The following is a 14,121-nucleotide window of genomic DNA, read 5'->3' as shown; positions in this document are numbered from 1 at the left end:
GCACGACGGGGGCGGGTCTGGCCACGGGCTTGGTCACGGTCGCGGGGGTGTCGTCGCGACCGGGCACCACGTAACCGGCGAGGCCCATGAGCTCCCAGTAGTCCATGCCGAGCACCTGCGCCAGACGGTGCAGCACACGCGGCGACGGCGTGCCCACGTAGCCGTTCTCCAGCTTGAACAGATAGCCGGACGAGATCTCCGCCTGGGCGGCCGCCGTCTGCGTCGACAGGTTGAGCGTCTCCCGGGCCGTCCTGATGTGGTCCCCCATGACCCTGGTCGGCCGGGGCGGCTGTTGCTTCGTCACATTCACTATGGTAGTCAGATTCACTATGGAGTTCAACCGCAAGGAACGGGCCCGTAAGGAGCGACCCCGCAAGGAACGGGCCAGTGGTACCGCGGCGTTGACCGTCGCCTCCCTGGGGCTGGCCACCGACGCCCTGGTGTACGGCATGGCGGTGCCCGTGCTCCCGAAGCTCGCCTCCGACCACGGCACCCGGCCGCTCGGCGTCGGGCTGATGTTCGCCGTCTACGCGGGTGCCCTCGTGGCCGCCACGCCCGTGGCCGGGCTCTGGGTGGACCGCAAGGGCAACCGCAGGCCGTTGCTGGCCGGGGTGCTGGGCCTGGTCGCCGCCACGCTGCTGTTTGCGTTCGTCCGCGATCCCGCCCTGCTCGTCGTGGCCAGGGGGCTCCAGGGCGCGGCCGCGGGCGTGGTCTGGACGGCCGGTCTGGCGCTGGTGGCGGCCACGCACGCGCCGCGGGAGCGCGGCAAGGCGATGGGCATCGCCCTGTCGTCGTTCGCGATCGGCACGCTCGTCGGACCGCCGCTGGGCGGCCTGTTGGCCGACTGGCTGGACCCCCGCGCGCCCTTCCTGCTCGCCGCGGCCGTCGCGCTGGCCGACGGCGTCGCCCGCTGGTTCCTGGTGCCGCCGGACACCGTCCGCGAACGGCGCGGCAGGCTCGCGGAGATCCGCGGCCGGCGCGGCCTGGCCCGGGTCGTGGTGCTCACCGCGACGGGCGCCGCGCTGATCGCGTTCCTGGAACCCGTCCTGCCGCTGCACCTGTTCACTACGGAGAACGCGGGCTCCGGGGCGGTCGGTGTGGTCTTCGGCGTCGCGGGCGTCGTCGCCGCCGTCGCGCCGCCGCTCGCCGGGACCGCCCTGCGCCGGGTGGCGCCGGGGACGGTCGCCGCGGCGGGCTGTCTGCTGGCCGCCGCCGCGATGCTCGCGCTCGGCGCGCTGCACGGCGTGGTGCCGATCGCCGTCGGGCTGGCCCTGGTGACGTTCGGCGCGTCCATGGTTCTCACCCCCACCGTCACCGTCATGTCGGAGATCGCCGAGGCCGGGCAGCCCCCGGCCTACGGGTCCGTGTACGCGCTCTACACGCTCGCCTACACGGGCGGGCTCACCGTGGCCCCGCTGGGCGCCGGGTGGAGCATGCAGTCCCTGGGCTTCGGCGGCGCGACCCGGGTGGCGGCCGGGGTCGCGGTCGCGGTGGCCCTGCTGCTCCTGGTGCGGGGGCGTCTCGGCCCGGGCGGCGTCTCGGCCGGTGCCCCCTCCGATGCCGAGGCCGGTGCTCCCGCCACAGCCTCTCCCGCCGACCCTCCGGCCAACACGGAAACCCCCTCTGGAATTCACCGGTCCGCCTGAATGACCCGTTCCCACCCCGGTTTTACGGCACGTTAACTACGGGAATCCGTGATGGCGAAAAATATGCCGCCCCTCGTAGGGTCATGGGCGACAGTCCGCCCAGCACGGAGAACGAGGGGAGAACAAGATGTCAGAAATCGAGATCACGGTCGTCGAAGAGCAGGTTTCCAGCCTCGAGGCGATTGGTATGGACGAAGGCTGTAGCAGCAGCTCGTCCAGCAGCTCCCTCGACATATCGGACGTGGACTTCGAGTAACGACGGAAGTCACACGGCGTCAGCGGCCCGTGGCATCCGCCGCGGGCCGCCCCCTTTGTGGCCGAAAAATCGAATCTCGGGGAGTCATGCGCAAACCATTCGACGTCGTCGTGAAAAACGGACGTTGGTTCGACGGCACCGGAGCGGCGTCCGCCGTACGAGACCTGGGGATCCGTGACGGCGAAGTGGCGGCCGTCTCGGCCCGCCCGCTGCCCGCCGAAGGGTGCGGCCGCGTGCTCGACGCCACGGGGCGGTGGGTCCTTCCCGGCTTCCTCGACATCCACACCCACTACGACGCCGAGGTGCTGCTCGACCCCGGGCTGCGCGAGTCCGTGCGGCACGGCGTCACCACCGTCGTGATGGGCAACTGCTCCCTGTCCACCGTCCACGCCACCCCGCTGGACTGCGCGGACCTGTTCGCCCGGGTCGAGGCCGTGCCGCGCGGCTGCATCCTCGACGCGCTGACCGCGCACAAGACCTGGGACTCGGCCGAGGAATACGTCGCCGCGCTGGAGAAGCGGCCGCTCGGCCCCAACGTCGCGGCCTTCCTGGGCCATTCGGACCTGCGCGCCCACGTCATGGGCCTGGGCCGCGCCGTCGACCCCGGGGCCAGGCCCACCGAGCGGGAACTGCGGCGCATGGACGAACTGCTCGCCGCGGCCCGCACGGCGGGGCTGATGGGGCTGTCCACCATGACCAGCCCGTTCTCGCGGCTCGCCGGGGACCGCCACCGCTCGGCCCGGCTGCCCTCCAGCTACGCCACGTGGCACGAGTACCGCCGCCTGCACCGGACGCTGCGCCGCACCGGCGGCATCCTGCAGAGCGCGCCGAACCCGGCCATGCCGCTCAACACCCTGCTCTTCCTCGCCGCGAGCGCGGCCCCCGGCCGGGCCCCGCTCAGGACCACGCTGCTGACCGCGATCGACCCCAAGGCCGCTCCCGGGCTGGCCACCGTCGTGACCCGGGCCGCCGCGCTGGCGAGCCGCGCGGCCGGCGCGGACGTGCGCTGGCAGCACCTCCCGGTGCCCTTCGAGCTCTACGCCGACGGGATCGACCTGGTGGTGTTCGAGGAGTTCGGCGCCACCGCCGCCGCGCTGCACCTGCGGACCGAGGCCGAACGGAGAAGGCTCCTGCTGGACGGCGGCTTCCGGCAGCGCTTCCGCCGCGAGTACCGGCACCGGCTGCCGCCGCGCGCCTGGCACCGCGACCTGTACGACTCCGAGATCGTCGCCTGCCCGGAACCGGGGCTGACGGGCCGCAGCTTCGGGCGGATCGCGGACGAACGCGGCGACCACCCGGTGGACACCTTCCTCGACCTCGTCGCCGCGCACGGCCCCCGGCTGCGCTGGCGGACCACGATCGCCAACCACCGGCCCGCGGTGCTCGACCGGCTGGCCGCCGACCCCACCGTGCAGTTCGGTTTCGCGGACTCCGGCGCCCACCTGCGCAACATGGCCTTCTACAACGCCCCGCTCCGCCTGCTGCGGCGGGTCCGCGACGCGGAGCTCGCCGGCCGCCCGATCCTGCCGCTGGAACGCGCCGTGCACCGCCTGACCGGTGAACTCGCCTCCTGGTTCGGCCTGGCGGCGGGCACCCTGCGCGAAGGGGACCGGGCGGACCTCGTCGTGGTCGACCCCGCGGGTCTCGACGCCGGCCTGGACGCCTACCACGAGGCCCCCATGGAGATCTACGGCGGCCTGTCCAGGATGGTCAACCGCAACGACACCGCTGTGACCGCCGTCTGCGTCGCGGGCGAACCGGTCTACCAGCACGGCCGGTTCGCCGACGGCTACGGCAGCACGCGCGGCACCGGGCGGTTCCTCCGACACGACGGGAGTACGCGATGAGGGTCCTGGTCACCGGCGGCGGCGGATTCCTCGGCCGGGCCGTGTGCGCGCGCCTCGTCGCGCGCGGCGACACCGTGCGCTCGCTCGGGCGCGTCCCGCGGCAGGCGCTCGCCCGGCTCGGTGTGGAGGAGCACCTCGGGGACCTGCGCGACGCGGACGCCGTCACCAAGGCCGTGGACGGGCAGGACGCGGTGATCCACTGCGCCGCGAAAGCCGGGGTGTGGGGCCCCCGCACGGACTACCTCACCATCAACGTGACCGGCACCGCCAACGTACTGGCCGCCTGCCGCGCCAAGGGCGTGGGGCGCCTCGTCCACTCGTCCAGCCCGGCCGTCGTCCACGACCGCGCGGACCTGGAGGGCGCGGACGAGTCCCTGCCGTACGCCACCCGCTTCCTCGCGCCGTACCCGCACAGCAAGGCCCTCGCCGAACGACTGGTCCTGCGCGCCGACTCGCCCGGCCTCGCGACGGTGGCGCTGCGGCCCCACATCATCTGGGGGCCCGGCGATCCGCACTTCCTGCCCCGGCTCGCCGAGCAGGCACGGCGCGGCAGACTGCGCCGCATCGGGCGGGCCACCAAGAAGATCGACACGGTCTACATAGACAACGCCGCCGAGGCCCACATACTCGCCTTGGACCGGCTCCGGCCGGGCGCTCCGCCGGCCGGGCGGGCGTACTTCATCACGCAGGGCGACCCCCGCCCGGTCGGCGAGATGGTCGACCTGCTGCTGGCCGCGGCCGGTACCGGCCCGGTGACCCGGACGCTGCCCGCCTGGGCCTGCCGCGCCCTCGCCGCCGGACTGGAGTACGGCGGACGGGTCCTGGGCACCGGGGAGCCGCCACTGACCCGGTTCCTGGTGAACCAGCTCACCACGGCCCACTGGTTCGACATCACCGCCGCCACCCGGGACCTCGGCTACGTCCCGCGCGTCGGCACCGAGGAAGGGCTGCGGCGCCTTCGCGAGGACTTCCGGTCGACGGCCGGGCGACCAGGGACGGGGGCGTGATGAAAACCGGCTTACGGGCTCTCCTGGAAAGCTGCCGGGTGGCGTGGTGGACGACGGTGCTGGCCGTCGGCTTCGCCCTCGGCCGCCACGACCGCGCGCGGGCCTCCCGGCTGCTGCGCGCCTACCTGCTCCGCATGGGCCCGCTCTACATCAAGGCCGGCCAGGTGCTCGGCACCCAGTCGGGGCTGCTGCCCCGTCAGGTGACCGAGGAGTTCCGGACGTTCTTCGACCAGCTGCCGCCCATGCGCGAATCCGCCCTCCGGGGCGTGCTGCGCCGCGGCCTGGGCCGCCCGCCCGAGGAGGTCTTCGACACCTTCGACCGGCGGCCCGTCGCCGCGGGCTCGGTGGCACAGGTGCACCGCGCGGCCGTCGACGGCCACCCGGTCGCCGTGAAGATCGTGAAGGCTGGGGTCCGCGGCAGGCTGCAGGCGGGCGTCACCGTGATCGGCCGCCTGCTGGCCCTCACCCATCTCCTGCCCCGGCTGCGCGGGTACGACCTGCCGGGCCACTTCCGCGAACTGAGCCCCCTGCTGACCGGACAGTGCGACATGACCGCGGAGGCGGCCCGGCAGCGCGAGATCGCCGAGAACTTCCGCAACCACCCCTTCGTACGGGTCCCCGCGGTGCACGAAGCGCTGTGCGGCCCGGACATCCTCGTGATGGAGTACGTCGACGGGATCCCCGGCCAGGACGCCCACACCGTCCCGGTCGGCCGCCACGAACTGGCCGCCGGTCTGCAGGACGCGTTCTACTGCATGGTCTACTTCCACGGTCTGTTCCACGTGGACCCGCACCCCGGCAACATCGTCTTCGCCGAGGACGGCCGCATCACCCTCCTCGACTTCGGCCTGGTCGGGCGCCTCACCGAGGACGACAAGTGGAACCTCGCCTCGTTCTACTACGCCTGCATCCGCAAGGAGTGGGCCCTGGCGGGGCACCGCTTCACCCGGGCCTTCGCGGTGCGCCCCGAGGTGCTCGCCGACGCGGCCTACGCGGACGAGCTCGGCGCCGTCCTGCGCCGCCACTTCGAGGAGCAGGCCTCCCGCTGGTCCACGCTGGCCTTCCTGGACGACGCGATCCGGCTGCTCGGCCGGCACGGCACCCGGATCACCACGACGTTCTCCGTCCTCGCGCTGTCGCTGCTCACCGGCGAGGGCTTCATCTCCGCCGTCGACCCGGACATCGACCTGTGGGCGACCACCCGCCGCTTCACGGACCGGTTCGCCCCCTACCTCAACGACGGCCTGCGCGAGACCTTCCAGCGCGAGACCGCAGAGCGTGCCCCGCGCACGGTCGCGGTGCGCGAGGAGGCCGCGCGGCGCCTGGTCGCCCCCACGCACTTCGACCGGTTCGTCCTCCCCAGCGCCTTCCCGCTGGTGGTCGCGGAGGCGTACGGCTCACGCCTGCGCGACCTGGACGGCAACGAGTACATCGACCTGTCCGGCGGGTACGGGCCGCACATCCTGGGCTACGCGCACCCGGCCGTGGTGACGGCGATCCAGGAGGCGGCCGCCCGCGGCGCCGTCAACGCCGTCGGCAACCCGGACGAGGTCCGGCTGGCCGGGCTGATCGCCGACGCGTTCGGCCCGGACCACAAGGTCGTCCTCGGCAACTCGGGGACCGAGGCCGTCCAGATCGCGCTGCGGATCGCCCGGGCCCGTACCGGCAGGCAGCGCGTCGCGAAGTTCGAGGGGCACTACCACGGCTTCTCCGACCAGGGCCTGGTCAGCTCGTGGTTCCGCTACCGCGGCGACGCCCGCGCCCCCGAACCGGTCGGGAACTCGGCGGGCATGCAGGACGCGGTGGTGGCCGAGACCCTCGTCCTGCAGTACGGCGAGGAGGCCTCGCTGCGGCGGATCGCCGCGCACGCGGACGAGCTGGCGTGCGTGATCCTCGAACCGATGCCGTCCGCCCTGGGCGACTTCGACCCGGAGTTCCTGCGCGCGCTGTCCGCGGTGTGCGCCGAGGCCGGTGCCCTGGTCGTCTACGACGAGGTGGTGACCGGCTTCCGGGTGCACTACGGCGGGGTCCAGCACCTCGCCGGGGTGACGCCCGACCTCACCTGCCTCGGCAAGATCATCGGCGGCGGGCTGCCCGCCGGGGCCGTCGTGGGCCGCCCGGAACTCGTCGACACCGCCCGGACCAGCGGGGACCCCTTCCGCGACGTGGACAGCAAGGCGTTCGCGGGCGGGACCATGAGCGGCAACTCGGTCACCGCCGCCGCGGGCGCGGCCACGCTGCGGGAACTCCGCGACCACCCGCGGACCTACACCCGGCTGCGCGAACGCACCGCCTGGCTGGTCGACGACCTCACCGCCCGCGCCGCCGACAGCGGCGTGCCCTGCGTGGTCAGGGGCCGCGACTCCGTCTTCTCCGTCGCGTTCGACCACGCCGTGCCGCGCCGGGTCCGGGACCGGCTGGCGGGCCTGGACGTCACGGCCACCCTGGCCTTCGCCTACCACATGCGACGGCACGGCATCCATCTGCCGGAACTCCACACGATGATGCTGAGCGCCGCCCACTCGGACGGTGATCTCGAACTCGTCTCCGAGGCGTTCGGGAAGAGCGTCCGCGAAATGCTGTCGGCCGGTTTCTTCGGCGCCCACCGGGACTTCACCGGGACCGAGGACCGGGACTTCACCGGGACCGAGAGGGGAACGGGATGAAATTCCTGGCGATCGAACACGACTTCCCGAGCCGCCGGGTCACCAACGACGAGGTGCGGGAAAAAGTGCGGGAGGCCAATTCCGCCCACATGACCGCGGCGGAGCTCACGACGCTCGACGAGCTGGTCCGCGCGTGCTTCGCCTCCAGCGGCACCACCGTGCGCTACCACCGCGACACGGGCGAGAGCGCGAGCGGACTGGCCACGGCCGCCGGGCGCAGGGCCCTGGACACCGCGGGACTCGATCCCCTCGACATCGACCTGCTGCTGTACGCCGGGATAGGCCGCGGCGTCGCCGAGCCCGCCTCGGCCACCACCTTCCAGGACCTGCTCGGCCTGCGCCGCGCCACGGCCTTCGACGTCCTCGACGCCTGCGCGAGCTGGATCCGCGCGCTGCACGTCGCGGACGCGTTCCTGCGCACCGGGACCTACCGGAACATCATGATCGTCAACGCCGAGTGCAACGCGCGGGACATCTACCGCTACGAGCTCGCCTCGCTGGAGGAGTTCGCCCACTGGCACCCGACCGTGACCATCGGCGAGGCGGCCACGGCCACCGTCCTCACCGCGGAACCGGACGGCGAGGAGGCGGCGGGGGAGGGCTTCGAGGCGAGCTTCCGCACCTGGGGGGAGAAACGCGACCTGTGCTTCGTGCCGCTGCCCAACTTCGCCGACTACTTCGGCAAGGAGGTGGAGGCCGCCGGCACGGTCCGGCCCCTGCAGTTCGTCTCGTTCGGGCTGAGCCTGATGGAGTTCGGCACCCGCAAGCTGATCGAGCACTACCGGGACCTGCCGCGGTTCGAGGAGTTCAAGGCCGACCTGGTCCTCGGCCACTCCGCCAGCGACGGGGCCGGCCGGCACGTCGTGGAGGCCTGCGGGATCGACCCGGCCACCTACCGCTTCGACCACCGGCACCACGCCAACACCGTCTCCGCCTCGGTGCCCGTCAGCATGTCCGAGGCCGTCACGTCCGGCGAGCTGACGGAGGGCGACCGCGTGTTGCTGATGGCGGCCTCGGCCGGAGTCACCACCGCACTGGCGAAGTTCACCTACCACGGACGATGAGGGGGACCATGGACATCACCGACACCACGGACGACACCAGCGGCTCGGACGGCACGGCCGGCACGGCCAGGCGCGAGGTCTTCGCGCGGCTCGTCGAGACGGTGTCCGCCGTGGACGACACCGTCGACGTCTCCCGGCTCCGGCTCGACGAGACGCCGTTCCACTCCTACGGCCTGACCTCGGTCACCCAGCTGAGGGTGGGCGCCCGGCTGGCCGAGCTGTTCGGCATCCCGTTCCGGGACAGCGACGCGCTGCTGGCCATGTCGCCCCTCGGCCTGGTGACCCTGGTGGAGCGCCGTCTGGCGGGTGCGGCATGAACCTCCTGGACTCCGTCCGCGACGCCGTGCGGGGCGCGGACCCCGGGCACGGCGTCCACTTCCTGTCACCCGGCGGGACCGGCGTCACCCTGCCCTACGACACGTTCCTGCGGACGAGCGCGTGGCTGGGCCGCAAGATGCCCGAGGACGCCGCGGTGGTCATCGCCGCGAACGACCCGCTGCCCACCCTGCTGGCGTTCTTCGGCGCCCTGTGGGCCGGAAGCCGCCCGCTGATCCTCCCCTCGCCCCGCGCGCTCGGCGGCACGGAGCGGTTCCGCGGGCACGTCGGACACGTCCTCCGCACGTTTCCCGGCGAGGCCGTCCTCGCCCTCCAGGAAGGCCTGGTGCAGGAGGACTTCACCGCTCCCGTCGTGCCCCTGCCCGGCGAGGCCGACGGCTACGACACGCTCGCGCCGGGAGAACTGCCCACGACCACCGGGCCCGGCGGCGACGCCGTCGCGTTCCTCCAGGCGACCAGCGCCTCGACCGGTGACCCCAAGCTGCTGGCGATCTCCCACGCCAACGTCTGCGCCAACCTCGCCGCGCTGCGCGTCTCGCTCGGCGCGGGCCGCCACGAGCGGATGGTCTCCTGGCTGCCGCTCTACCACGACATGGGCCTGGTCGGCACGGCACTGCTCAGCTTCTTCCACGGCTGGCCGCTCCATCTGATGAAGCCCACCGAGTTCGTCATGCGGCCACGGGAATGGATCCTCGCGCTCAGCCGCCACCGGGCCACGATCACCGCCGCGCCCAACTTCGGCTACGACCACGCCTACCGTGCCGTCGACGAACGGGACCTGACGGGCTGTGACCTCTCCGCGCTGCGGTGCGCGGTCATCGGCGCGGAGCCGATCCGGCTGGCCACCATGGACGGCTTCCACCGCCGCTACCGCCCCTACGGCCTGTCCCCGAGCGCCCTCGTCTGCAGCTACGGCATGGCCGAGTCCACACTGGCCAGCTCCATGCCCGTACCGGGCAGCACCCCGCGCTACGTCCTGGTCGACCCCACCGGCATGGAACCCGGCACCCCCGTGCGCCTGCTCGGCGAGGGACTGCTGGGCGGACCGCCGCCCCAGGGGCACGGCATCCCCGTGTTCTCCCTCGGCCGCGCCCTGGACGGGCTGGACGCCCGGCTGACCGACGACGACGGACGCCCCGTCGAGGAGGAGACCGTGCTCGGCGAGATCGTCCTCCGCGGCACCAGCATCGCCGCCGGCTATGTGGACCCGGCCACCGGGCGGCCCCGGCCCTTCCCGGACGGCCTGCTGCGCACCGGCGACCTGGGCTTCCGGCACCGCGGCGACCTGTTCGTCCTGGAACGCAGGAAACACGTCGTCATCCGGCAGGGCCGCAACCACCTCGCCGCGCTGCTGGAGGAGCAGGTGGCGGGCATCCTGGGGCACCCCGCCCACGAGATCATCGTGCTGGACGCCGACATCCACGACCCCGCCAGCGACATCACCGTCGTCGTCGAGCACTACGGCGGCACACCCGACGTGACCACGGCACAGGCCGCGGCCCTCCGGGACCTCGACCTGCCCGTCGACGTGCTGCTCTTCGCGCACCGCCGCGTCATCCCACGGACCACGAGCGGCAAGAAGCGCTACCACACGACCCGGCAGCGCCTCGCCGACGGAAGCCTGAAGGCCGAACACCTCGTCCGGCCGGCGCACGCGCACTGAAGGAGCCCGCGATCAAGGAGAACACCGCCGTGCCCACCGCACCACGCGGCCCCTCGCCCCTGCACCGGTGGGGCGGACTCATGGCCCGGCACCGCGCCGTGGTACTGGCCGTCTGGGCCCTCCTGGTGGCCGCGTCGGCGGTGTTCTACCCGAGCGTCGAGTCACGGCTGGCCGCCCCCGACTACACGGTCCAGAGTTCGGAGTCGGCCACGGCACAGAAACTCATGGAGCGTCACTTCCCGGCCACGGGCGCGGAACAGGGCGTGGTCGTCTTCCGGTCGGCCCGGCTGCGCGCCGACGCCCCCGCGTACCGGAGCGCGGTCGAGCGGGTGCTCGCCGTCGTCCCGGCCGACGCGGGCGGACCCGCCGACCCGTACTCCGCGGACGGCAGGATCTCCGCGGACGGGCACGTGGTGGTGGCGACGTTCCCGCTGACCGGCGACCGGTCGGCCCGCGCCGACCGGGCCGGGGACCTGCAGCGGCGCATCCGCGCCGAGGCCGCGTCCGGGCCCGTCGAGGCCTATCTGACCGGGCCGTCCGCCCTCACCGACGACCTCTCCGACGTCGAACTGCGCGACCAGTCCGTCGCCGAGAGCGTCGGCGTCCCGATCGCCCTGCTCGCGCTGCTGCTCGCGTTCGGCGCGGCGGTCGCCGCCCTGCTGCCCGTCGCGACGGCACTGGGCTCGGTCCTCGTCGGCACGGCCGTGCTCGGCCTGCTGGCCGGGCCGCTGCACCTCGACCGGTTCGTGACCGTCGTGGCCACGGTCATCGGCATCGGCGTGGGCATCGACTACGGGCTGTTCGTGATCAGCCGCTTCCGCGAGGAACTGGCCCGCCGGACCCCGCGCGAGGGCACGTCGCCCGACGGCACCCCGCGCGGCGGCACGCCACGGGACGGCACGCCACGGGACGGCACGCCGTGCCCGGACGCGGCGGCGGTCCGTGAGAGCGTGGGCGTCGCCCTGCGCACCTCGGGCCGCACGGTGCTGACCGCCGGTCTGATCGTCGTCGTCGCGCTCGGCTCGATGATCCTGATCCGCGGTCACATCTTCACGGAGATCGCCGTGGCCTCCGGGCTCATGGTGGTCCTGTGCCTGCTCACCTCGCTCACCGCGCTGCCCGCCCTGCTCGCGCTGCTGGGCCACCGGGTGGACGGCGGCGCGCTGCCGCGCCGCCTGCGGCCCGCGGGCGGCGGCCGGTGGGCGGCCTGGGCCCGTACCGTGCTCCGCCACCCGTACCGGCTGGGGCTGCCGGTGCTGGCCCTGCTCGCCGCCATGGCCCTGCCGCTGTCGTCGGTCAGACTCGGCGTCGACTGGGGGCTGGCCTCCCTGACCGGCACCCCCTCGGGGAAGGGGCAGCGGATCGCCGCCGCCTCCTTCAGCCCGGGCGCCGTGGGCCCCGTCCAGGTCGTCGCCTGCGGCCCCGGGGACACCGCCGTGACGGGCGCCCGGCACCTGGCCGACGCGGTGCGGAACGACAAGCGCGTCACCCAGGTCCTGCCCGTCGAGCGATCCGGGGGCTGCGCGAGCCTGCGCCTCGTCCTCGCCGAGCGGGTCGACTCGCCCCGGGCCACCGCGTTCGTCCGGGACCTGCGCTCCGGGCCCGCCCGCACCGCCTTCGCCACGAGCACCGCGAAGGCCCACGTCGGCGGGCTCAGCGCGGAGTACGTCGACCTGGCCGACGAGACCGCGGGCAAGCTGCCGCTCGTCGTGCTGGTGATCCTCGCCCTGTCCTTCTGCTACCTGCTCGTCGTCTTCCGCAGCGTGCTCGTGCCGCTCAAGGCCGTCCTGCTGAACCTCGCGGCGACGACGGCCTCGCTCGGCGTGACCACCCTGGTCTTCCAACGCGGCTGGGGCGAGGGCCTGTTCGGCTTCACCAGCTCCGGCACGCTCCAGGCGTATCTGCCGGTCGCCCTCTTCGCGCTGCTCTTCGGGCTCTCCATGGACTACGAGATCTTCCTCGTCGGCCGGATCCAGGAGGAGCGGCTGCGTACCGGGGACGACGCCCGGGCCATCCCCGCGGGCCTGGAGCACACCGCCCGGCAGATCACCACGGCCGCCTCGATCATGGTCATCGTCTTCGGCAGCCTGCTGTTCGCCCGCGTCCTCGAACTCAAGCAGTTCGGCTTCGGGCTGGCCTTCGCGGTCCTGCTCGACGCGACGGTCGTACGGCTGCTGCTCGTACCCGCCGTCATGGGCGTCGCGGGCCGCGCCAACTGGTGGCTGCCCGGGTGGCTGGAGCGACGGCTCCCGGCCGTGTGGCACGAATGACCCGCACGACCCGCCGACCCGCACGACCCGTACACCTCACGAGAGGGAACGCACATGCCCGCGACGAACGGCTACCGCGGCGTCTCCCGGGACGCGGCGCGCAAGCACTACGACGTCTCCGACGACTTCTTCCGCATCTGGCTGGGGCCGAGCCTCGCCTACGCGAGCGGCCTGTGGGGGGACGGCACCGACACCCTGGAGAAGGCACAGCTGCGCAAGACCGACTACCTCCTGGGCCAGGCCGGGATACGCCCCGGGCACCGGGTGCTCGACGTCGGCTGCGGCTACGGCGGGGAGATGCGGCGGCTGGTGGAGGAGTACGACGTGGACTCCGTCACCGGCATCACCCTCAGCGAGGCCGCGGTCGCCTGGACCCGCGGCCTGGGTATCCCGCGCACCGAGATCCGGCTGGAGAACTGGATCGACCACCGGCCCGCCCGGCCGTACGACGCGATCGTCTGCGTGGAGGCGATGGAGCACTTCGCCCGCCCCGGGATGACCGGCCGGGCGAAGATCCGGGGCTACCGCGAGTTCTTCTCCCGCTGCCGGTCCTGGCTGCGCCCCGAAGGCCGGCTGGTCGTCCAGACGATCACCTGGGGCCACCGGTTCCCCATGGACCTGGACCTCCTGCGCGGCCTGTACCTCGCGTCCACGGTCTACCCGGAGTGCAACCCCTCCTACCTGACCGAACTCCAGGCGGCGAGCGACGGCCTGTTCGACCTGGTGGCCCTGCGCAACGACTTCGACCACTACGCCCGCACCCTGAAGTGCTGGCTGGACAACCTGCACGCCGACGGGCCGCGCGCGGCCGAGCTGGTCGGCGAGAAGAAGGCGCACGACTTCGAGCAGTGCATGACCACGGCGGTACGGGCCTTCTCGGAAGGCTGGCTCTACCTCCACCGCCTGACATTCCGTCCCCTGCCGCGCCCCGTCGGCCCGGCCCGCCGCTTCCTCGTCAACAACGTCCTCGCCCGGGACTCCCTGCCGACGCCGAAGCTCTTCCGGCAGCAGGGCGCCGGGCGGTAGCGCACCGGAACCGGTGTCTTCGGCGTGGCGGCGGCCGACTGACTGGATGATCGTGGAGTCAGCCCCTCCGCCGGCAGCCAGGAAAGGTGCCCGCCATGCCCGCCACGCCCCTCGACCCGGGAATCGCCGCCCTCCTCGACCAGGCCGCCGCCTCCGCCGCCGTACGCATCCGCACCGCCGACCCCGCGACGCTGCGCGAGACGCAAGGCGCGCTGGCCGCCATGATGACGCCGCCCGAGCCGATCCCGGTCCGTGACGTGCGGGAGGGCACGGTGCCCGGCCCCGGCGGGGAGGTGCCGGTGCGGGTGTACCGCCCCGACGCCCCGGGGCCGCTGCCCAC

The 14,121-nt window shown here is 73.3% G+C and carries 10 protein-coding genes and 1 pseudogene; 10 read left to right on the top strand and 1 reads right to left on the bottom strand.

The window, feature by feature from the left end; all coding sequences use genetic code 11:
- Positions 1-304 (bottom strand): helix-turn-helix domain-containing protein (locus K6I34_RS17255; protein ID WP_229327143.1); only part of this gene is annotated, 304 nt, incomplete at its 3' end.
- 25 nt (positions 305-329) lie between these two features.
- On the opposite strand from K6I34_RS17255, the gene K6I34_RS17250 reads away from it, so the two are divergent.
- The 10 genes and pseudogenes from K6I34_RS17250 to K6I34_RS17205 form a co-directional block, all read left to right on the top strand.
- On the top strand, positions 330-1,646 hold the full coding sequence (locus tag K6I34_RS17250) for an MFS transporter (protein WP_229327141.1): 1,317 nt from the start codon (positions 330-332) through the stop codon (positions 1,644-1,646).
- A gap of 342 nt (positions 1,647-1,988) precedes the next feature.
- On the top strand, positions 1,989-3,749 hold the full coding sequence (locus K6I34_RS17245) for an amidohydrolase family protein (RefSeq protein WP_229327139.1): 1,761 nt from the start codon (positions 1,989-1,991) through the stop codon (positions 3,747-3,749).
- Positions 3,746-4,756, top strand: a complete 1,011-nt coding sequence (locus K6I34_RS17240; protein ID WP_229327137.1) for an NAD-dependent epimerase/dehydratase family protein — start codon at positions 3,746-3,748, stop codon at positions 4,754-4,756. Before K6I34_RS17245 ends, K6I34_RS17240 begins: the two co-directional genes overlap by 4 nt.
- On the top strand, positions 4,756-7,422 hold the full coding sequence (locus K6I34_RS17235; protein ID WP_229327135.1) for an aminotransferase class III-fold pyridoxal phosphate-dependent enzyme: 2,667 nt from the start codon (positions 4,756-4,758) through the stop codon (positions 7,420-7,422). Before K6I34_RS17240 ends, K6I34_RS17235 begins: the two co-directional genes overlap by 1 nt.
- Positions 7,419-8,486, top strand: coding sequence for a 3-oxoacyl-ACP synthase III family protein (locus K6I34_RS17230; protein WP_229327133.1), 1,068 nt, complete (start codon positions 7,419-7,421; stop codon positions 8,484-8,486). The genes K6I34_RS17235 and K6I34_RS17230 overlap by 4 nt, the downstream gene beginning before the upstream one ends.
- 8 nt (positions 8,487-8,494) lie before the next feature.
- Positions 8,495-8,803: a phosphopantetheine-binding protein gene (locus K6I34_RS17225; RefSeq protein ID WP_229327131.1), complete on the top strand. Its 309-nt coding sequence runs from the start codon at positions 8,495-8,497 to the stop codon at positions 8,801-8,803.
- Positions 8,800-10,485, top strand: coding sequence for an AMP-binding protein (locus K6I34_RS17220; protein ID WP_229327129.1), 1,686 nt, complete (start codon positions 8,800-8,802; stop codon positions 10,483-10,485). The genes K6I34_RS17225 and K6I34_RS17220 overlap by 4 nt, the downstream gene beginning before the upstream one ends.
- A 29-nt stretch (positions 10,486-10,514) precedes the next feature.
- Positions 10,515-12,755, top strand: a complete 2,241-nt coding sequence (locus tag K6I34_RS17215; RefSeq protein ID WP_229327127.1) for an MMPL family transporter — start codon at positions 10,515-10,517, stop codon at positions 12,753-12,755.
- A gap of 54 nt (positions 12,756-12,809) precedes the next feature.
- Positions 12,810-13,781 carry a class I SAM-dependent methyltransferase gene (locus tag K6I34_RS17210; protein ID WP_229327125.1) on the top strand — a complete coding sequence of 324 codons (972 nt, stop codon included), beginning with the start codon at positions 12,810-12,812 and terminating at the stop codon, positions 13,779-13,781.
- A 95-nt stretch (positions 13,782-13,876) separates the two neighbouring features.
- Positions 13,877-14,121 (top strand): annotated as a pseudogene (locus tag K6I34_RS17205) (alpha/beta hydrolase); the annotation flags it as partial.

Origin of the sequence: Streptomyces sp. UNOC14_S4 (assembly GCF_020740835.1) — a bacterium.
Classification (GTDB): Bacteria; Actinomycetota; Actinomycetes; order Streptomycetales; family Streptomycetaceae; genus Streptomyces.
Note: the sequence above shows the minus strand (reverse complement) of the source record. Positions and strands in the feature narration are given on the sequence as shown.